The sequence below is a fragment of the Limnobacter sp. UBA3528 genome (genome assembly GCF_002377005.1).
Taxonomy (GTDB): domain Bacteria; phylum Pseudomonadota; class Gammaproteobacteria; order Burkholderiales; family Burkholderiaceae_B; genus Limnobacter.
In genome coordinates this window covers 1-20,171 of record NZ_DFOZ01000040.1, presented here as the reverse complement: position 1 = coordinate 20,171, position 20,171 = coordinate 1, and the positions used below count along the sequence as shown (strand labels likewise).

At 54.6% G+C, this 20,171-nt stretch carries 21 protein-coding genes; 6 read left to right on the top strand and 15 right to left on the bottom strand.

The features are described 5' to 3' along the window. The first annotated feature begins 294 nt into the window (after positions 1 to 294). The gene (locus B4N58_RS12180) at positions 295 to 1,101 is read left to right on the top strand and encodes a hypothetical protein (protein WP_291749755.1); all 807 of its coding nucleotides are present in this window, start codon (positions 295 to 297) and stop codon (positions 1,099 to 1,101) included. Positions 1,102 to 1,174: 73 nt separating this feature from the next. On the opposite strand, the gene rsmI is transcribed toward B4N58_RS12180, so the two are convergent. Next, on the bottom strand, positions 1,175 to 2,062 hold the full coding sequence (rsmI, locus tag B4N58_RS12175; RefSeq protein WP_291749753.1) for a 16S rRNA (cytidine(1402)-2'-O)-methyltransferase: 888 nt from the start codon (positions 2,060 to 2,062) through the stop codon (positions 1,175 to 1,177). A 37-nt stretch (positions 2,063 to 2,099) separates the two neighbouring features. Between rsmI and B4N58_RS12170 the strand changes: the two genes are divergently transcribed. The 4 genes from B4N58_RS12170 (at position 2,100) to B4N58_RS12155 (ending at position 4,476) form a co-directional block, all read left to right on the top strand. After that, positions 2,100 to 2,603: a YraN family protein gene (locus tag B4N58_RS12170; RefSeq protein WP_291749750.1), complete on the top strand. Its 504-nt coding sequence runs from the start codon at positions 2,100 to 2,102 to the stop codon at positions 2,601 to 2,603. Between the two features lie 90 nt (positions 2,604 to 2,693). After that, complete coding sequence (locus tag B4N58_RS12165; RefSeq protein ID WP_008247441.1) at positions 2,694 to 3,296, top strand: phosphoheptose isomerase; 603 nt, start codon at positions 2,694 to 2,696, stop codon at positions 3,294 to 3,296. Then, positions 3,286 to 3,960, top strand: a complete 675-nt coding sequence (locus B4N58_RS12160; RefSeq protein WP_291749747.1) for a BON domain-containing protein — start codon at positions 3,286 to 3,288, stop codon at positions 3,958 to 3,960. Before B4N58_RS12165 ends, B4N58_RS12160 begins: the two co-directional genes overlap by 11 nt. Before the next feature lie 24 nt (positions 3,961 to 3,984). Continuing rightward, complete coding sequence (locus B4N58_RS12155; protein ID WP_008247437.1) at positions 3,985 to 4,476, top strand: peroxiredoxin family protein; 492 nt, start codon at positions 3,985 to 3,987, stop codon at positions 4,474 to 4,476. A gap of 23 nt (positions 4,477 to 4,499) precedes the next feature. Here B4N58_RS12155 and B4N58_RS12150 read toward each other — a convergent pair whose 3' ends face one another. Next, positions 4,500 to 4,955 carry an RNA-binding S4 domain-containing protein gene (locus tag B4N58_RS12150; protein ID WP_291749744.1) on the bottom strand — a complete coding sequence of 152 codons (456 nt, stop codon included), beginning with the start codon at positions 4,953 to 4,955 and terminating at the stop codon, positions 4,500 to 4,502. A 66-nt stretch (positions 4,956 to 5,021) separates the two neighbouring features. On the opposite strand from B4N58_RS12150, the gene B4N58_RS12145 reads away from it, so the two are divergent. Continuing rightward, complete coding sequence (locus B4N58_RS12145) at positions 5,022 to 6,155, top strand: tartrate dehydrogenase (RefSeq protein ID WP_291749742.1); 1,134 nt, start codon at positions 5,022 to 5,024, stop codon at positions 6,153 to 6,155. Positions 6,156 to 6,172: 17 nt separating this feature from the next. Here B4N58_RS12145 and B4N58_RS12140 read toward each other — a convergent pair whose 3' ends face one another. From B4N58_RS12140 to B4N58_RS12080, 13 genes are all read right to left on the bottom strand, one after another. Next, positions 6,173 to 6,817: a hypothetical protein gene (locus B4N58_RS12140; RefSeq protein ID WP_008247431.1), complete on the bottom strand. Its 645-nt coding sequence runs from the start codon at positions 6,815 to 6,817 to the stop codon at positions 6,173 to 6,175. Between the two features lie 81 nt (positions 6,818 to 6,898). After that, the gene (locus B4N58_RS12135) at positions 6,899 to 8,254 is read right to left on the bottom strand and encodes a caspase family protein (protein WP_291749737.1); all 1,356 of its coding nucleotides are present in this window, start codon (positions 8,252 to 8,254) and stop codon (positions 6,899 to 6,901) included. A gap of 31 nt (positions 8,255 to 8,285) precedes the next feature. Then, on the bottom strand, positions 8,286 to 10,928 hold the full coding sequence (gene tssH / locus B4N58_RS12130; RefSeq protein ID WP_291749734.1) for a type VI secretion system ATPase TssH: 2,643 nt from the start codon (positions 10,926 to 10,928) through the stop codon (positions 8,286 to 8,288). Further along, on the bottom strand, positions 10,925 to 11,941 hold the full coding sequence (gene tssG / locus B4N58_RS12125; RefSeq protein ID WP_291749730.1) for a type VI secretion system baseplate subunit TssG: 1,017 nt from the start codon (positions 11,939 to 11,941) through the stop codon (positions 10,925 to 10,927). The genes tssH and tssG overlap by 4 nt, the downstream gene beginning before the upstream one ends. 14 nt (positions 11,942 to 11,955) lie before the next feature. Beyond that, the gene (gene tssF / locus B4N58_RS12120; protein ID WP_291749727.1) at positions 11,956 to 13,812 is read right to left on the bottom strand and encodes a type VI secretion system baseplate subunit TssF; all 1,857 of its coding nucleotides are present in this window, start codon (positions 13,810 to 13,812) and stop codon (positions 11,956 to 11,958) included. A 20-nt stretch (positions 13,813 to 13,832) separates the two neighbouring features. Next, complete coding sequence (gene tssE / locus B4N58_RS12115) at positions 13,833 to 14,336, bottom strand: type VI secretion system baseplate subunit TssE (protein WP_291749724.1); 504 nt, start codon at positions 14,334 to 14,336, stop codon at positions 13,833 to 13,835. Beyond that, positions 14,329 to 14,811, bottom strand: a complete 483-nt coding sequence (locus tag B4N58_RS12110) for an Hcp family type VI secretion system effector (protein ID WP_008247419.1) — start codon at positions 14,809 to 14,811, stop codon at positions 14,329 to 14,331. The genes tssE and B4N58_RS12110 overlap by 8 nt, the downstream gene beginning before the upstream one ends. Positions 14,812 to 14,831: 20 nt before the next feature. Continuing rightward, complete coding sequence (locus B4N58_RS12105) at positions 14,832 to 15,314, bottom strand: Hcp family type VI secretion system effector (protein WP_040512037.1); 483 nt, start codon at positions 15,312 to 15,314, stop codon at positions 14,832 to 14,834. Positions 15,315 to 15,353: 39 nt separating this feature from the next. Then, positions 15,354 to 16,844 (bottom strand): type VI secretion system contractile sheath large subunit, encoded by a 1,491-nt coding sequence (gene tssC / locus B4N58_RS12100; RefSeq protein WP_291749719.1) that lies wholly within the window; start codon positions 16,842 to 16,844, stop codon positions 15,354 to 15,356. Between the two features lie 2 nt (positions 16,845 to 16,846). Then, entirely contained in the window at positions 16,847 to 17,359 is a 513-nt protein-coding gene (tssB, locus tag B4N58_RS12095; RefSeq protein ID WP_008247414.1) for a type VI secretion system contractile sheath small subunit, read from the bottom strand. Between the two features lie 45 nt (positions 17,360 to 17,404). After that, complete coding sequence (locus tag B4N58_RS12090; RefSeq protein ID WP_291749717.1) at positions 17,405 to 18,466, bottom strand: ImpA family type VI secretion system protein; 1,062 nt, start codon at positions 18,464 to 18,466, stop codon at positions 17,405 to 17,407. Between the two features lie 111 nt (positions 18,467 to 18,577). Beyond that, positions 18,578 to 19,939, bottom strand: a complete 1,362-nt coding sequence (gene gorA, locus B4N58_RS12085) for a glutathione-disulfide reductase (RefSeq protein WP_291749714.1) — start codon at positions 19,937 to 19,939, stop codon at positions 18,578 to 18,580. A 30-nt stretch (positions 19,940 to 19,969) separates the two neighbouring features. Beyond that, the coding region (locus tag B4N58_RS12080; protein ID WP_291749710.1) for a hypothetical protein at positions 19,970 to 20,171 on the bottom strand (202 nt) is incomplete at its 5' end.

Here is a 20,171-nt window from a genome sequence, read left to right as displayed (position 1 = left end):
CAGCGGTGACCCTTCAAGTTCAGCTCCCAAGTCACCTTCGGGTGACGTAAACCCCCCGCCATCACAGTTTTGTCATCAATTTCCCGCCACAAATATTTCACCTAGTTCAATTTTTATTAGAAATCATCAACTTATCCCAAGAAGATCACATAAAAGTGAGTTTTTTACTCATCGTTTGTAAGTAATGTGCGAATTGCGATGATTAATCAATCTCTGTTGTTATTACGAAATCAACGCAGATTGCCTACAGAAAACTAATAACTATTTTTAATCATTTCAAATGACGGAGAAAGCATGGCCCTAGACGAATTGAAGAACGGCATCAGTGCCGTACCAGTAGCTGGCGAAATTCTGGCTGGCGTATTGGACACCTTTGCTGGCTCACTGCCAGCAGCCCCCGAACTGCCTGGCTTGGACGCCATCCCCGGTTTGGACGCATTGCCCATTCCGACAGACAGTCTGCCCGGACTGGACTCGCTGACTGGTCTGCTTAGTGGTGGCTTGCCCACCCCTCCAGCCGGCATTCCTGGCTTGGACTCAATTCCCGGCTTGGACATGCTGCCTGCAAGCCCAGATGCGATCACTGACCTGCTGACAGGCGGCCTGCCTGAGGCACCAGCAATTCCAGGTCTTGATGCCATTCCCGGGCTGGATGCACTGCCACTGCCAACCGACGGCGCCCCCAGCCTGGACACACTCACAGACCTGCTCAGCGGCGGTCTGCCAGAAGCCCCGGCCCTGCCCGGTCTGGACGCAATTCCTGGTCTGGATGCACTGCCAATTCCAACAGACGGCCTGCCTGGTTTGGACTCGCTGACTGACCTGCTCAGTGGTGGCTTGCCAGAAGCACCAGCCCTGCCTGGTTTGGACGCAATTCCCGGCCTGGATGCCATTCCTGGCCTGGACTCGTTGACCGGCTTGCTCGGCGGCGGTTTGCCCAGCCTGCCCGGTGGAGATACTGGTGGCGGTCTGCCATCCAGCCCCATCAGTTTTGAAGATGGCACCTTGACTCTGGCCTTGCCAGAAGGCTTGCCAATTTCAGCCTCGATCAGCATCAGTGGCCTTGAAGTGCCTGAAGCCGGCTTGCCCCTGCCAGCCTGATTTGCAGGCACTGATAGGCAAAAGCAGTTCTTGATACTACACAGTGGTTTAGCCAGCCTTCGGGCTGGCTTTTTTATTGCTGCCCGCTTTTCAAGGCCAGCGCACGGTCGTACACCGTGTTTTTGGCCATCCCCGTGGCTTTCACCACCAGCGCCACTGCAGTTTTCAGGGGCAATTCAGCCAACAGCAAGGCAAGCCAGGTGTCCAAATCTGCGCTGGCCTGCGCAGTTTCCGCATCACTGTCCGAAACTTGGTTGCCGCCGATTACCCACGCCCATTCGCCGCGTTCGGCGTTGGTGTCTTGCCGCACCAACTCAAACACCTGCTCACCCCTGCCCCGGTAGAAGGTTTCGAACTGTTTGGTCATCTCTCGCCCAGCGCACATCGCGCGCTCGCCCATACCCAGGCTTTCAAGGTCATCAACCAGTTGAATGACTCGATGCGGTGCCTCAAACACCACTTGGGGCTCAGGGCACGCCAGCCATTTCTTTAAATCATCCAGGCGGCTCTTCCCTTTGGCGGGCAAAAAACCACGGAAAGTGAAAGCACCATCCACAAGCCCGCTAGCGGCCACCAGCGCCAACACACTGCTCGCACCCGGAACCGGTACCACAGTAAAACCGGCCTCGGCCACACAACGAACCACCACCGCGCCTGGATCCGACACAGCCGGCGTGCCGGCATCGCTCACCAAAGCCACCGATTCGCCCCGTTGCAAACAGGCCAGCACACCCTGTGCACTCTCCCGTTCATTGTGGGCATGATGCGCCATCAAAGGCTTCTTGATGCCCAAGGCATCCAGCATACGAGCGGTGTTGCGGGTGTCTTCAGCCGCAATTCGATCCACCTGTTCCAGCACGGACCGGGCCCGAAGACTGAGATCACCCATATTGCCGATGGGAGTTGCCACCACATAGAGGGATGGTTCTCGCCTTGTTCCAGCCCTCACGTCAGAATTCACAGCATCATTCACTCCATTCCCCTCACCGGCGTTCTGCATGGCGCTCAAATCCAAGTCCAAAGTTCCTGAATTGTCCGGCATTCCATGGGTCACGCGCAAATTGCGATCACCAAAGGCCAAAATTCCATGGCTAGCCCCCAAAGAAAAAGCCGACACCACCCACAAAACACCTCCCACACACAAACTTGCCTTGCTGGCGGAAGGGCAACTGGCCGAAACCCAAGCCTTGCGCTTGCTGGAACAACACGGATTAATCCTGGTGGCCCGAAACCACCGGTGCCGCTGCGGTGAAATTGATTTAATCATGGCGCATGGCAACACCGCAGTCGTTGTGGAAGTTCGGCTTCGCAACAACAGCCGCCATGGCAGTGCGCTGGAGAGTATTTCCGCCCACAAACAATCCCGCGTGTCGCGTTGCGCAAAGCTGTGGTGGGTGCAGCAGGGTCAACGCAAGTTCACGCACCTGCGTTTTGATGTGGTCGCACTGGAAAACGGCACTGAACCCCAGTGGGTGCAAAATGCGTGGCAAATCAGCAACTAAAGCGGAATCAAACCGCTGCGCCATGCAAATCGCCTGCAACGGGGTCACCTATAATAGAAGGCTCGAGATAACTGCCAGAAGGCCTGCGCCATGGACTTGATCACACGCATTACCCAACAATTTGACGAAAGCATTGCCGCCAAACAGGCCGCCACCGAAGAACTGGCAGGCCCCATTTCCGAGGCAATCGAGCTGATGGTGAATGCGCTCACCAATGGTGGCAAGGTGCTGGCCTGCGGCAACGGTGGCTCGGCAGGCGACTGCCAACACTTTGCGGCTGAATTGGTAGGCCGTTTCGAACGTGAACGCCCAGGACTGGCTGCCATTGCATTGACCACCGATTCATCGGCCATCACTGCGATTGGCAACGATTACAGTTTCAATGAAATTTTTTCAAAGCAGGTGGCGGCCATTGGCCAGCCTGGTGACGTGCTGCTGGCCATTTCAACCAGCGGCAACTCGAAAAACGTGCAACTGGCCATTGAAGCCGCACACGCCCGCGACATGACCATTGTTGCACTCACGGGCAAGGGCGGCGGCCAAATGGTGCACCAGCTGAAAGAAGGCGATGTGCATGTGTGCGTGCCACACAACCGCACCGCCCGCATTCAGGAAATACATTTGTTGGCGATCCATTGCATTTGCGATGGCATCGACCTAAGCCTACTTGGAGAAGAAGAAAATGAGTCGTAAACCCCTGTTTTTCGCCCGCACCCGGTCTTCCGCCATCAGCGCAGTACTGGTCGCCTCACTTGCAGCACCGCTGTTGGGCGGCTGTTTTGCTGGCGCAGTGGCAGGCATCACCGCGGGTTCGCTGGCCGCCGCTGACCGTCGAACCGTGGGCACCCAAGTCGAAGATCGCACCTTGCAGGTCAAGGCTGAAAGTGCCATTCGCGAAAGCTTTGGCGAAAACGTCCACGTGAACGCCACTGTGTACAACCGACAAATTCTTCTGACCGGTGAAGCGCCTGACGAAACCACCGTGCGCAACGTGGAAGCCCGTGTGGCCACCCTGCCCAACATTCGCCTGATCGTGAACGACATTCAAGTGGGTTTCAAAAGCTCACTGTCAGCACGCTCCAACGACGCATTCATCACCGGCAAAGTGAAAGCCTCCCTGCTGGATGCGCAAGACATTTTCGCCAACTCATTCAAAGTCACCACCGAGGCTGGTGTGGTGTATTTGATGGGCCTGGTCACCGAGCGTGAAGCCAACCGTGCAGCCTCCATTGCGGCGGGCGTACCTGGCGTGGTGAAGGTGGTCAAGGTGCTTGAATTGATTTCCGAGGCTGAACTTTCACGCCTGTCGGCCACTCCAAACAATGGAAGTGCGCCCGTGGAAAACGGTCCGCGTTAATCAGTTACACAGAAAAAACCGGCAATGATCAAAAAATTTCTCACCCTGTTTTCAACCCTTGCAGTGGTCAGCATGCTGGCCGCCTGCGGGGGCGACAAAGCACCGCAAGTGGATTACGTCACCATTCAAGGCCAAACCATTACACCCGCCGATTACCAGGGCCAGGTCATGCTGGTGAATTTTTGGGCGACCAGTTGCACCACTTGCGTGAAAGAAATGCCAGACATTGTCGACACCCACAACAAGTTCAAAGACCAGGGCTTTAGAACCATTGCCGTGGCCATGAGCTACGACCGCCCCGATTACGTGGTGAATTTTGCAGAAACCCGCAAGTTGCCCTTCGACGTTGCGCTGGATGTGAACGGCAATATTGCCAAAGCATTTGATGATGTCAAAATTACGCCGACCACCTATGTGATCAATCGCAAAGGCGAGATCATCAAAACCTATGTGGGCGAACCCGATTTCGCAGCCTTGCACCAACTGATTGAAAAATCACTGGCTGAAAAAGTTTAAGCAGCCAAGCTGCATCACCGAGCTTATTCGTCACCCCATTTGAAGTCGTCCATCACACGGCGGTCTCGCTTGGTTGGCCGCGCCTTGATCTCCAGAGCGGGGTCTTTCATCAACTTGCGGTTTGCCGCGCGTTCAGCACGCTTTTTCGCACTTTCCATGGTTTCTTCATAAAGGCCTTGCGCAATGGTGGCGCTGCCGCGCTTGTCGCCCAAACCTTTCACCACCAGCACCATGTCGTCCCACCCCACAGGCACTGTGAGCACATCGCCCACCTGCACCCCGTAAGCGGGCTTCACACGTTCATCGTTGCACTTCACCTTGCCGCCTTCCACCACCTCGGTGGCCAGCGAACGGGTTTTGAAAAAACGGGCAGCCCACAACCATTTGTCAATGCGTACCTTGGCACCTGGTGCTGAAAAATCGGTTTTGCCATTCGGTGTTTTGGCAGGTGCGGGGGTTTTGTTTTTACTGCGGCTCAATCTGACTCCATCGGGGATTCCCACACTGGTTGCCCAATTGTCCTTCAGGTAGCCTTTGGGGCTTCCGTGAATTCAAACAAGGACACCGCTGTGAAACACTCCATCGCAATTATTCCCGGCGACGGTATCGGTCAGGAAATTATGCCAGAAGCGCTGAAGGTGCTGGCTTGGGCTGAAAAAACCCATGGCATCACGCTGGAGTTACACCACAAAGACTGGGCGCACTGCAATTACTATCTCGAACACGGCACCATGATGCCCGAGGACTGGAAGCCCCAGCTGGAAGCCTGCGAGGCCATTTTGTTTGGCGCAGTGGGCATGCCCCACCTTGTACCCGACCACATTTCCCTGTGGGGCTCGCTGCTGCGCTACCGCCGTGAATTCGACCAGTACGTGAACCTGCGCCCCGTTAAACTGCTGCCAGGCGCACCCTGCCCCTTGGCCAACAAAAAGCCGGGTGATATCGACTTTGTGGTGGTGCGTGAAAATACTGAAGGCGAATATTCGGCCGTGGGCGGCCGCATGTTTGAGGGCACTGACCGTGAAATTGTGCTTCAGGAAAGTGTATTCACCCGCCACGGTGTAGACCGGGTGTTGAAGTTTGCATTCGAAATGGCCCAAAACCGGCCTCGCAAAAAGCTGACCGCTGCCACCAAGAGCAACGGTATTGCCATCAGCATGCCCTACTGGGACGAGCGCGTGGACAACATGGCTCAAGGCTATCCTGAAGTGACCTACGACAAACAACACGTGGACATTCTGGCCGCCCGGTTCGTGATGCAACCTGAGCGCTTTGATGTGGTGGTGGCCAGCAACTTGTTCGGCGACATTCTCAGCGACTTGGGGCCAGCCTGCACCGGCACCATTGGCCTGGCTCCCTCGGCCAACCTGAACCCAGACCGCACATTTCCGTCGCTGTTTGAACCCGTGCATGGCTCGGCACCCGACATTGCCGGCAAAGGCATTGCCAACCCAATCGCCATGATTTGGTCTGCTGCCCTGATGATTCAGTTTTTGGGCAACAGCCCTGCGGTAGTTGCGGCAGGCCGACAGAACTCCTACCAACAGGCACACGACAGCATTCTGGCTGCTATTGAGAAGGTACTGGAAAGCGGCGACCCCACGGTATTGACCGGTGACCTGAAAGGCAAAGGCACCACCAAAACCCTGGGTGATGCCATTGTCAAAGCGCTGGGCTAATACCCGGTTTTGCTCGCCTAGTTCGCCCCGTTCTTGGCCAGGTACCAACCTGTGTGAGTGGGGCGAAGTGCCATTTCGATGACAAAACTGGGTTGCAATGTACCGGCCACCGCAGTGCCGGTACTCAAGGTAAACACCGAAGGATCGAACGACTCCACCTTCAGGTTCTTGAAATGATTCAACATGTGTGCGTCTTTCAAGCTGGCCTCAAAACGGGCAGAAACCGCGTCTTCCTGACCAAAGGGCTTGTTCTGAATGTAGTCGACTGTCTTCTCGACCCACAAACGACCAAAACACAAGGCCTCGTTGTCACCCTGCGGACCTTGTCTGAAGTGCACACCTTCCAGTTTCTTCAATCCACTGGAGGGCATGATCACCCAGCGACCATCGCGGGTTTGAAAAATATCCAGCAAGCCCGACAAGTCCCAAGCCTTGACCTCACGGGCCACCGCGCTGTTGGCTGGCACCTGGTCGCGGGCATACTGCTCAATCGCTTCCGGGCTGGGCAAACGCGCACACAGGGCACCATGGCTCAAAATAAAGGTTTCGGCCCTTGCGCCTTTAAGCAAGTTGTCTTCGGTTAAATGTGTGCGGGGGTTGCAGGCCATGAGCAAACCTGCAGACAAGGCCAGGGCAATCCAGTTAAAAACGGGGCGGATCATTTTCAGGTTCCTTTTTCACTTACAAACATTGTGAATCTTTGTAAGGCAATTGAAACCTCAAAATAAGCCGGAAAGGCCCGCCTATTTACGTGCATGCCCCAAAGCACGGGGCGGCGAATAACCCAACTGCCGGGCCTGCGCCTCGGCTTGAGCGGCCAACAGAGGCTGCGCCACCTCTCGGTAGTACAGTGCAAGCTCGTAGCATGCAATGCCATTGCCCAACCCACCTGCATACTGCAACCAACCCACATAGCGTAGCTGGCTTTGCTGGGTACCCAACTCCCGATGCAAACGTGCAATGCGGGCGGCTGCGTCTTTGTCCCCACGCGCAGCGCGAACCAGATCAGTGTTTCCGTGCTCGTGCTGCTGAGGTGGCAAAGGCTGGGGCAGAACAAAACTGGTTTTGAACAACTTGACTTCTTTGTGGCGCAGCACGCTCAAGGCCTGTTGGGCTCCGGTTAGATAAACCATCACTGATCGCGCCTGAATGCTGTCTGGATACAACTTCAAGAAAGACTGGCACAAGCGAATCAGGTCAAGGGGCCACTGCGCGGATTGAATGGCCAGCCAGTCAACCTCCTCTTGGGGTGACATGGACTGAGGCGCAGATGCACCTGCCAGCGCAGGCACAGGCACCACCAGCGGAACCTGCACTCGGGTGTTGTCTGCAATGAAAGGGATTTGAGCCAAACGTCGAATTGCTGCAAGCGGGTGATTCAGCATGGTGCTCTCTACTTCTGCCTTCACCATTCGAAACAGGTCGTTGAAAGTAATATGGCTGGCCGACTCCCGAAGCAGTTTCACCAAGGCACCGGTGTAAAAAGTGTTTTGATCCGCACTGGCCGGCGACACCGCTGGCTTGCCCGCACCAGTTGAAAAACACACCAGGCTGCCCAAGGGCGCTTCCACCTGATTCAAGCCCTCACCATCGCCCAAGGCATTGCGCAGATCGGTTCTGCATGCATCAATCACGGTGATGTTCAAGGCCTGAGGCCTGGCCGGCAAGGCGGCCAGCAACTTTTGCTGAAGCACCAGGGAACGTGCCAACAGATCACGGCGAGGTGCCGTGGGGTTGGCCCCCGACCCCAAAAGCAAATTGTTGGATTCCACCTGCAAACCATGGCCAGCGTAATAAAACAAAGTGACCGCATTGGGGGGTGCTTGCGCCACCCTTTTTACAAATCCCTCCACTGTGCTTTGCAGACTGTTTTCATCGAGGTTCATGGCCTGGGTTACATCGAAACCACGAAAGGCCAAAGCCTCACCAAGATCCATCACGTTTTTGTGAATGGGCGGCAGATCGTGCGGCACAGGGTAATCGCCATTGCCGATCAGCAAAGCCAGCCGGTGAGTATAAGGCGCAGCCTGCGCAGCTTGTGGTCGAAAAAAAAGTGGCGCAATTGGCAATAGACCCACTCCGCGCAACAAGATTTGCAATGCACTTCGCCGGCCCAATGATTTCGGCAACTTAGTCGTAGTGATACGTGAATTCCTGACCATCGGTGCCGATACTCAATGTAGTGACTGGTTGGCCCAACAGGGTGGCCTGCAACAATTGACGACTGACTGTGGGCAGCAAGGTATTGCCAAGAATTGTGCCCACCATCCGCCCGCCCGAGTCAGCCTCGTTGCAACGGGCCACAATACGATCAATGACAGAGGGATCAATGTGAACAGCAATTTGGTGAGTGCTGGCAATGCGTTGCTGAATACGGTTGAGCTGCAAGCGAACAATATTGGCCAGCATGTCGCTGGAAAGCGGGTAATACGGCACCACCTCCAGCCGCCCCAGCAAGGCCGGTGGAAACACCCGCAACATGGGCGCACGCAAAACACGGACAAGTTCCTCGGGGTGGGGCATGTCGCCAGTGCGCAGCCCTGTTTTGCAATGTGCCATCAATTCGGCCGTGCCCACATTCGTGGTCAACAAAATCAAGGTGTTCCGAAAATCGATTCGACGCCCCTCACCGTCTTCCATCCAGCCTTTGTCAAACACCTGAAAAAACAGTTCATGCACATCGGGGTGGGCTTTCTCGACCTCATCAAGCAGCACCACGCTGTGGGGTTTGCGGCGCACAGCCTCGGTCAAAACACCGCCCTCCCCGTACCCCACATAACCGGGTGGCGCGCCTTTCAGCGAAGACACAGTGTGTGCCTCTTGGTATTCACTCATGTTAATGGTGATCACATTGTGCTCACCGCCGTACAAGTTTTCAGCCAGTGCCAAAGCGGTTTCAGTTTTACCAACGCCCGAGGTACCCGCCAGCATGAACACGCCCACCGGTTTGTTCGGGTCATCCAAACCCGCCCGCGAAGTTTGTATTCGACGTGCAATGGTTTCCAGTGCATGGCGTTGACCCACAATACGCGCGCCCAAGGAGTTGTTCAGGTTCAGTACATTTTCAATTTCATTGCGCACCATGCGCCCCACGGGTATACCCGTCCAGTCTGCCACCACTGCAGCCACGCATTGGGCGTCCACCTGGGGGTGAATCAAGGGTGTTTCGCCCTGTAGCGCTTTGATCTCGCACTCCAGCAACTGAAGGTGTGCAAGATTGGATTCGGTATTGGCCTGGTCAATTTGATTGCGCAGGGTGAGCATGGAATCCAGAATCCGCTTTTCCTGTTGCCATTGCGATTGCAACTGGTCCAGATCCGAATTCAATTGGCTTGACGTCAACTCAATTTCAGTCAGCCGTGCAGCATGCTCACGCCCAAAAGTGGATTCCTTGAGTAAGGCGGCGTGTTCGGTACTCAAGGCTTGTAGCTTGTTTTGAATCAATTCGATCGGTGCAGGCATCGCGTGCTGGGAAACTGCAACGCGTGCGCAAGCGGTGTCGAGCAGGCTGATTGCCTTGTCGGGCAATTGCCGTGCCGGTATGTAGCGATGCGATAGCCGCACCGCAGCTTGCACTGCTTCATCGAGTAAAAAGACCCGGTGGTGTGCCTGCATGGCAGCAGTCAAACCGCGTAGCATGTCGATACCCTTGACCTCGGAGGGCTCTTCCACTTGCACCACCTGAAAACGCCGTGTGAGTGCTGGGTCTTTCTCAATGTATTTTTTGTACTCGGCCCAGGTGGTGGCACCAATGGTTCGAAGCGTGCCGCGCGCCAAAGCGGGTTTGAGCAAATTGGCTGCATCACCGGTTCCCTGATTGCCGCCCGCCCCCACCAAGGTGTGCACTTCATCAATGAACAAAATGGTGCCTTGCTCGCTGGCCTGGATTTCATCAATCACCTGGCGCAGCCGCTGCTCAAATTCTCCTTTCATCGATGCCCCGGCCTGCAACAAACCCAGATCGAGGTTCAAAATTCGAACCCCTTGCAAGGCAGGCGGTACTTGACCAGCCACCACTTGCAAAGCAAATCCTTCAACAACCGCTGTTTTACCCACGCCCGCTTCCCCGGTAATCAAGGGGTTGTTTTGACGACGACGAAGCAAAATGTCAATGATTTGCCGCACCTCCAGTTCGCGCCCGCGCACAGGGTCGATTTCGCCTTGGCGCGCTTTTTGTGTCAGGTCCACGGTGTAGCGCATCAAAGCCGCCTCGCCGCCCAGCTGCGCTGCTGGCATGGCTCCACTGGCTTGGCCTGGCAAGGCCCCGAGCGGCACATCGGTGCCCAACAAAGACTGCTCGGCCGAGTGTTCTACCAGCTGTGCAAAGTTTTCACTGAGCGCAGCTTCTGGAATCTGTTTGAAGCGGGGTGATATTTTCAGCAATTCCTGCGACAGGAAATCAGTTTTCAACAAAGCCACCAGCACATGCCCAGTGCGCACATTCTGTGCACCAAACATCAGTGAGGCATACACCCAGGCCCTTTCCACGGCATTGGTGATGGACTCTGACAAATCAGAAATACCCTGCGCTCCACCAGGCTGACGCTCAAGGGCGCGCTGCACGTCGGCAAGTACGGCACTTGCATCCAGCTCAAAATGCCGAAGAATGTGATGCCAGTCGCTGTCATCTTGTTGAAGAATTTGCGCAACCCAGTGCACCAATTGCACATAGGGATTGCCTCGCAGTTTGCACAGCACAGTGGCGCCTTCAACCGATTTGAATGCAATGGGATTTAATTTGGCAAACAGCGAAACACGGCTGATATTGCTCATGCGGAACTCCGGGACAATGAAGAATGAGTGGGAACCGCAAGGCATTTCATGCGAACGGTTGCTGGCCGCTGGGTGCGTTTGTGCAGCTGTAGTTCACCCAGCCATGCCTTGCGCCCCAACTGGGCTGTGCCGTTGAGGCAAGCTTGCGGAATTTTGTCAGGGCTGATTTGAAGTGCAAATTCACAATCAAATTCAAGCCCCAGGTAGGCATGGGTGGCCTGCACAAGGCGCGTTCGTCCTGGTGTGCCAGGCAGTAACTGTTGGTAAGCGCTGTAGGCCATGGGGCCAATATCAATTTTTATTTTGCTTTGCGCGCACCACACCCTGCTGCCAAGCATGGCGCCATGCCCAAGCGCCCGCCCTGTCGACTGATCACTGCTCTGCGCGTGCAGCTGTAGCCACTGCGCTTGAAACGGCAAAACTTCCACGGGCAGGCTAGTTAAGGCCGACAGGCTTGTGGCCAAGCCCGCTTGTGTTTTGCTTCGCCGGGTAAAATGCGCAGCCAAACCCGCACGAAAATGGGTGGGCAAGGCCTCGCGCCCCCAGCTGGATAATGCACCATGCCCCACCAAACTGTTCAAGTGTTGCGCAAACGGATTGAACGTTTTGCGGTGATAGGCAATGTGAGGTTGCGACTCGGCCCATGCCCTGTAAAACAACAAATAAGCCCGATGGTGAAAGATATCCAGAAACTCGGCGAAAGTGGGGTCATTCCACTGATGAATCCGCGTGTAGGCATGTTCTGTGTAATGCAGTGGCAAGGCGCCATTGGGACCCAACAAACCAAAGTTCTGAATAAACAGCTTCGGAATCGTACCCAAACCGGTAGTCTGAATAGTGGCTTCGCATTTGAAATCTTGCGTGGCGAAGTCAAGGTAGGGTCGCTGGCCCAAACGGACAGGGTCATCTCGCAAACGCAATGATGTACCGAGCAACGGTTTGTCAGAATGCGACTGTTCAATTTTCCGCAACAGAGCGAAGAAATTGGAAACTGGCGGTGTTGGCATACTCATTTGCACAAGCCCGGCTACAGCAAGGGTCGGTTACCCGACCTGGCAGGAAAATCAAACTCCGCACCGGTGCTGTTCAGGCGCACCCGGGTTTGTACAAATGAATTCACCGACACATGGTTTGCAAGATAGAAGGCCAAAATGCTGCCCAACACCAGGGCGCCCGTGCCCTGCAAAGCCAGTTCATCCAGAGTGAGCGTGACCAGCAAGCCGCGCACCACAGCTGGCCTTCCCTGTCGGACCACACGCGACACCCTTGTTTGTGACTCAACCGCCACAATAGCCCTGGCCATGTGTTGATGCGCTTGTTGCGCTGGATCGGCATGCAAGGCCAAAAGCTGCCCCAAGGCGAGTGCATCCTGATCGATCAGGCCAAGATAGTTCAAGGACAAATGCTCGATCAATTGCCAACAGCTTTGCCCACCATATCTGGCTGCCTTCGGACGACTGGGGCCGCGGAGAAAACGAATAGACTGAACCGGCAAATTACCCGGCCAGGCCAGGTCAGTGGACCCTTGCCCCACGGGTATTAGCAGGGGCAAATCCCGATTGGTACACAGAGCTTGCACGGCAAGCTGCGCAAGCCCGTGTGTTTGAATCAGCTCGCCAGTGGGCAAGGTCAAGCCGAGATAAACATCACTGCCTGAATACGACGAACGTGCGCCCTCCCGCAGCTGCTTTTCTGACATCAACGTGGGGACGCGGCGATGTACGAATTGAGGCCCTTCGCGATCAATACTTTCAGCGGTATTGGTGCAATTGGCATACAAGGCCGGCAGTTCCTGCGCCTTGTTTTGCCCATACCCCTGCACGCTCAGCACTGAGTGCACTTCAAAGTCTTGCGGCTTGCTGCGGTTGGGCTGCACCAAGACCTCATGCAGACGATCATCCAGCATGATGCGGTCGCAACTGAGTTCAAACAAATTGACCACGGGCGTGCAATTCAAGGCCAATGAGTCGATGGCAACCACTCGATCAAGCTCGCTATTGGGCTCAGCGAAACAAAACGCCAGTTCAAAACTGGAATGCTTGAAATCAGCCAGAAAGCGCTGTAAGCCTTGAACACGAAAAAAAAGAAATCGGGCTGGCAAAGCGAAAAACTCTTGCAGCAAACGCATGCCACTGAACTGGTTTGAATGGACTGGAAGCAGTGCCTGAGAATCATTGAACCCCAAGGCCGCGACACAAGCTGGCGGCAACCATTGCCAATCGGTCTGCTCGGGGCAACGTATTCCGACTGAGACTGTTTGATAACACAACCTTTCAAAAAGTGTGTAGGCGTATTCATCACCACAACTAACATGAAAATCCAGTTCATTCACCGGCAGTTGTGACACCGCAGATTGTGTGGAATTCTCGAGCGTGACCAACAAAGCGGACCGTGGCTGCTTGCCGCCTTGCATTCGCCTTGCCGTGGCCTTGAAAGGTCCGTGTTGAATGGCCCGTATGGCCAAGGGCCACAATGTTAAACCATGCCCTACCTTGAACTTGGACGGGGTGGTGATGCCTTTGGCCACCTGGCTTTGCAGCACGGTACCGGCTGAAAGCGAAATGCCTTTTTTCAAGGCAACATCGTTGAGATTGAGATTGAGTTGCACCACACCCATGGCAGGCACTGGGGCCAGAAAATTGGGACTGATTCGGTTTAGCAGTTGCTCGGTAAAACGCGGAAACTCCTCGTTCAACCGCAGCTGCACACGGGCCGTGAGAAACGCAAAACCCTCAAGCAACCTTTCGACGTAGGGATCTTGAACCTCAGTGGCGTCCATTGCAAGACGCGAAGCGACTTTCGGAAAGCGCGCTGCGAACTCGGCACCGCTGTCGCGCACATGGGCAAGTTCCTGGATATAAAACTGAAGTAAACGCGGGTCCATATTGAGTTGACGCCTGCTGCTCAGAAACCGAAAAGCGGCAACAACACCACCTTGCCGGTTTCAAGGTCAACGTCGGTGCGCAGCATCAACTCGATTGGATAAGGCTGCGCCCACAACAAACCGGAAATACGCAGACCAATTACATTGTGCAAATGCATCAAGCCCTGCTGGGTTTGTGCCGTTACTTTGAGTGAATGGCCGTCGATGCGTGGTTCGAAACAGCGAATCAAATTGGCCACGGTGTGTTCAAAATCTTTCACATCGATCATGGATGCAATTTTTCCAGCCACCGGGGGCATGCCATACGCCAGTACTGACTCATTCAAGTGCGCCTGGCCCTCAAGAGATTCGCTGTCAAGAACGCGGGTTGCGTTCAGCAGTTGTTCGAGATCGCGCAACACCAAATGTCGCAGGGCTTCTTTGGTGATGAAGCGACTGTGGGCAGATTCGGTCTGAATTGAGGGCTCGTCATCCTGAAGTCGATCCAGCAAAGCAGGTTGCAAGGCGTCCCGAGACTTACTCATACACATCAATGTAAGTACAGGCACCCGCCTTTAAATTGGCTGCCGACTTGGGGGTATACAGCACCTCGATTTCTTTGAATGCAATCGAGAATGACTCCCCCACCTGCCGGCCATCGTTTGCGCCACCAGTAATTTCATAATCACAAATTCGTGCCTTTCGCAAAACAATGCGCAAGTAATCAATGGTGGCAAGGCCGCCGGGATCGCGACAAGTCAGCACCACTTTGCTCAGCAGTTCAGCAGACTTCAAGGCACTCATGATGGCGGTACTCGAGCTGTCGATCGACTTTTGTACACTCAATGTGCGCACCGACGCTTTGGACGCCAGTTGCGACGATGAATGAACTTGCTGGGACATGCCCCACGACCAACCGGCGATTTCAATTTCACCGACATGACCACTGACCTGGCTTTCCCCTTGAATGGCCCCCTGACGGGAACCATCCAGGGCCAGGAACATATCAACTTTCGACATTGTGTTTCCCGGCTTTCCGATTACTTCTCGGAGTTGGTTGCAATGTTGAATGTCGCCTCAACCTTGCCCTCGGGGCCACCGTCTTTCTTCTGGGGCACGTACACATAGCTGAACTCGGCAAAGTTCAAGGTCACGGTTTCTGTTAACCGGTCTTCACCGCCCGAACCGCCCTGGCTGACGTTGGAGATAATGACGTCTTTCATGGTCAAGACAACATACTCCAGCGGTTTTTCACCTGCTTTGCGAACAGTCAGCACGGCCTCATCAAAATGCTTGCCGTTGCAACATGCCTTAATCAGGTTTGGTGTGGCCTTGTCGATGTACTTGGTAAAGCTGATGTCTTGCACACTGACCTTACCTGCGCCACCACCACGACCCACATGGGTGGTGCCAGACTGGGACATGCCCCAGCTCCAGGCGGCAATGTCGATTTCCTTGGCATGTACGCTGTCTACGGATTCGCCATCCACACCCTTGATTTTCAAAAACATGTCTACTGACATTTGATTCCCTCTGTAATTGGTTGATTAATAATTCAAGTTTTAAGACGCTTTGGCGGATGGCAACTTGCTGACCAAACGCAAAGACACGGTGAGGCCCTCTAGCTGGTAGTGCGGGCGCAAATAGAATCGGGACGCATACATGCCTGGGTTGCCCTCTATTTCTTCAACAACCACTTCAGCGGCAGCCAGCGGGCGTGAGGCTTTGACCGCCTCGGAAGAGTTTGCGGGGTCACCATCCACGTATTGCATGATCCAGTCTTGCAACCAGCGCTGCATGTCGGCGCGCTCTTTGAAAGAGCCCACCTTGTCGCGAACGATGCATTTCAGGTAATGCGCAAAGCGGCAAGTGGCAAACAGGTAAGGAAGGCGAGCAGCCAGTTTGGCATTGGCTGTTGCGTCGGGATCCTCGTACTCAGCCGGTTTGTGCACGGACTGTGCGCCAATGAAAGCAGCCAGATCGCTGTTTTTTTTGTGAATGAGTGGCAGAAACCCACTCTTGCTGAGCTCGGCTTCACGGCGATCGGAAATGGCAATTTCAGTGGGGCACTTCATGTCCACACCACCGTCATCAGTGGGAAATGTGTGGGTGGGCAGGTTGGGTACGGCACCGCCCGATTCAATGCCGCGAATGCGCGAGCACCAGCCATATTCCTTGAATGAACGGTTGATATTCACAGCCATGGCATAGGCCGAGTTGGCCCAGGTGTAGCGGCTGTGGTCGGCCAGACCGGTGTCTTCTTCAAAAGCGAATTCTTCAACCGGGTTGGTTTTTGCGCCGTAGGGTTGGCGAGCCAGAAACCGTGGCATGGTCAGGCCCAGGTATTTGGAGTCGTCTGCTTCGCGCAAGCTGCGCCACGCTGCATAGTCAGGTGTAGAAAAAATCTTGGTGAGGTCGCGCGGGTTGGCAAGTTCTTGCCAGGAATCCATTTGCAATGTGGCGGGGGACACGGCCGACAAAAAAGGCGCATGTGCCGACGCACTGATTTTCGACAGCTCACCCAACATTTCCACATCGGGCGGAGAGTGGTCAAAATAATAATCGCCGATCAGGCAGCCATAAGGCTCACCGCCAAACTGGCCGTATTCATGCTCATAAATTTTCTTGAATACCGGGCTTTGATCCCAGGCCACACCCTTGTAGCGTTTCAAGGTTTTGGCCAACTCGGTTTTGGATACATTCATGAAACGAATTTTCAAAAACTCGTCTGTTTCCGTGTTGTTCACCAAGTAATTCAGGCCACGCCAGGCACTTTCCATTTGCTGGAAATCGGCATGGTGAATGATTTCATTGATTTGAAGAGAAAGTTTTTGATCAATGGAGGCGATCATTCGCTCGATGGAGTCAACCACATCGTCGCCCACCAACTCCACGCCTTCCAGTGCCTGACGAGCCAAGGTGAGTACTGCCGACTCCACTTCAGACCTGGCTTCATCGGTTTTTGGCTTGAACTCTTTTTGCAAAAGAAAAGAGAGTTCATTGCCCTCAAGCTCGATCACATCGAGCGCGCGGTTTTGCATTTGTTCAGACATGATTACTCACCTTCAGGAGAGGTTGATTCAGCAGGCTTGACGCTGGTGGAGAGGCTTTTAAGCAAGGCTGGGTCGGCCAGCAGTTTTGCCAGCAGTTCCTCGGCGCCATTTTTGCCATCCATGTACGTGAGAAGGTTGGACAGTTGCTGGCGCGCTTCCAGCAACTTGCGCAGTGGCTCTACTTTTCGCGCGATGGCAGCCGGGCTGAAGTCGTCCATGGATTCAAACGTGATGTCGACTGCGACATTGCCTTCACCGGTGAGGTGGTTGGCGGCGTGAAAAGCCACTCGGGGCTTGATGCTTTTCATGCGTGCATCGAAGTTGTCGACATCAACTTCCAGAAAGTCACGCTCGGCCACAGGTGCCAGAGGCACTTCAGATTTGCCGGACAGGTCAGACATAACCCCCATGACAAAGGGCAACTGCACTTTTTTCTGTGAACCGTACACTTCAACGTCATATTCAATTTGTACGCGGGGTGCGCGATTGCGCCCTACAAATTTTTGTCCGCTCATTGATCAATCTCGCAAGTAAGAAGAATGGGTAAATGCAGGGCGACTTTAAGCATCTTCCTGCTCGAGAGAATCGGGATTGACTCCCATGATTTTTGCCACCTCGGCCAATGCCTCAGGTGCAAGGTCTTTCATCAACTGCATGAAGTTTTTGTCGATCAGGCGGCGCGCCCTTTTCAGGAGAAGCTGCGCCGGGTTGGTGGGCTCAGCCTGCTCGAGGTAGGAGCACACCTGATCAATGGCAGCCAAAGCCTGCGCACGGGAATGAATGCGCAACTGCGCAATTGAATGCCCCAGCTTGCTTGAATCGTGGATTGAATCGCACAAAGCACTGTGTGGTTCTGGCGTGGGAATTTGTTCCATTTGATGTGCGGGCAGACAGGACAACACGTGGCCCAGCAACACACTGAATTCAGAAAGTTGCGGCAGTTGATCTGCTTCAACATGCAAGGCCAGCGTGGCGAGAATTTTTTTCAAGCTGAACTGACCGCGAAGCACCCATGCACGCAAGGCGTCTGCCTTGCTTTCTGGCGAACGAAAGAACAACTCGATTTGCTCGCGTGACACGGATAATTCAGTACCTGGCAAATGGCCTGCCAGTGCTTCGAAGTCTTTCAGCCGGATGACCCCGATTCGAGGATTTTCGACCACCACGCAGTTTCGCAGGGACTGAAAGAAAGTACCGCCAAAGCCCAGCCCTTCGATGACATTGATGCGGGCATAGGGATCGCCATCATCGAGAGGAGGATTAACGACAACCCATGCTGTCTCGAGCAGGCTGGCCAGTGCACCCAAACTTTCTGGCAAGGTTTGCAGTCCTCCCAGGTTCAAGCGGGCTTCGGCCCACAACACCACCAGGCGCAAGTCCCGACTGCGGGCCAGCAATTGCAGTGCGCCTGTTTCTACAGCGCCCCAGTCGGGCGGTGTTGCAGCTTCAAATTGACTTTCCGGTTTGCCGCAAGCTGCTTGTTGCAGCTCAAGAAACGCATTGTCGTATTCAAGATTGGGGCCGCAATCACCCTGCACAAAAGGAACCGCCCACGAAGGTGCGAGCAGTGCTTCTGTTTCAGCGAAGGCTGTTGGGAGTGATAAAAATTGAGAAGCTGACACGTTGCTCAGAGGCCCTAATGGTAAAACCATGGGGGACTCTAGCAACGGAATTTAAAGTTGGCGATGGGTCTAACCTGAGCACCATCACCACATGTAGTGAACGAGTGATGTCTATCCGACTTTGCGACTCAATTCACGCAACAACACCCACTCCTCGGCCGAGCTGGGGTGAACGGCAATGGTGCGATCGAAATCGGCTTTGCTTGCGCCCATGGTGTACAACACACCCAGCAGTTGAATCATCTCGGGCGAGTCTTCGCCCAGCATGTGAATGCCAACCACACGGTCGCTCGCGTCGTCTACCAGCAGCTTCATGTAGGTTTTCTGCTCACCGCCCGAGAACTTGGTTTTCATGGGTGTGAATTCGGTTTCATAGACACGGGTGGGCGCACGCTTGGCCGCCTGTTCCTCGGTCAGTCCAACACTTCCGATGGGTGGCGAAGTAAAGGTGGCTGTGGGGACGCTGGTGTGGTCAACAGTGAGGTCTTTTCCATTGAATTCGTTTTCCGCGAGGGCACGTCCTTCAGCAATGGCCACGGGTGTGAGGTTTACGCGGTTGGTGACATCGCCCACCGCATACACGCCTTTGATTCCTGTGTGGCTGTACTTGTTCACTTCAATTTCACCCGCAGGACCTGTTCGAAGGCCAATGTTTTCAAGTCCCAAACCTTGCGTGTTGGGACTGCGACCAGTGGCATTCAATACAAAGTCAAATGCATGATTTGCGGCTGCGGTTTGCAAATCAAACGTGGCGCCTTGCTGGCTGAGCGATTTGAAATCTGTGTCGGGAAACAATTGAATGCCTTGCAGTTGCATGGCCGTGACCAAGCGATTTCGAATGCCTTCATCAAACCCGCGCAAGGGCAAATCGCCGCGATAAAACACCGACACCTCAGAACCGAGACCACGCAAAATACAGGCAAACTCGAGTGCGATGTAACCTGCGCCGATCACGCCGACTCGTTTTGGCAGCGTAGAAAGATCGAGCAGTTCATTGGAAGTGGCAGCAAGTTCGAGCCCGGGAAATGCGCTGCGATTGGGCGCTGCGCCACTGGCAATCAAAATTCGCTGAGTGTTCAATACCCGCTCACCCACGTGAACTTCTGTGGTGGACTTGATGACGCCATGGCCGCGAATGGTTTCAACCCCGCTGTTTTCAAGCATGCGGGCGTAGATGCCTTCAAGCCGGTCGATTTCCTTGCCTTTGGCCGCTTGCCATTGCGCCATTGAAAACTCGGCTTGCGTGACCTGCCAGCCAGGCTGCAAACCTTCACGCAGGGTTTGACCAAACTGTGCGGCATACATCATGAGTTTTTTGGGCACACAGCCACGAATGACGCAGGTGCCACCGAGGCGACTGGATTCGATGAGGGCAACTTTTGCACCATAGCTGGCTGCACGGCGGGCGCTGGCGACTCCGCCTGAACCACCACCGATGACGACGAGATCATAAGGTGCGTTGGATGTACTCATTGAATTCTCCTTGGGTGCTGCATTGGAGGTTTATTGTACCGCGAGGAGCGTGGGACGATCTTCGCGAGTGACCTTTGCGCGGGTTACTTGTGTCGCACTGAACTGGTGAATTGAGAGCAGAACTTGAATGGTCACCGTTGCGGTTTCTAGCCAACTCGGCATGGGTTCCTTGTTCCGCACAGAAAACCGCGTGATCCCTTTTTGAATGGATTCTTGCTCACCGAGCTCAATG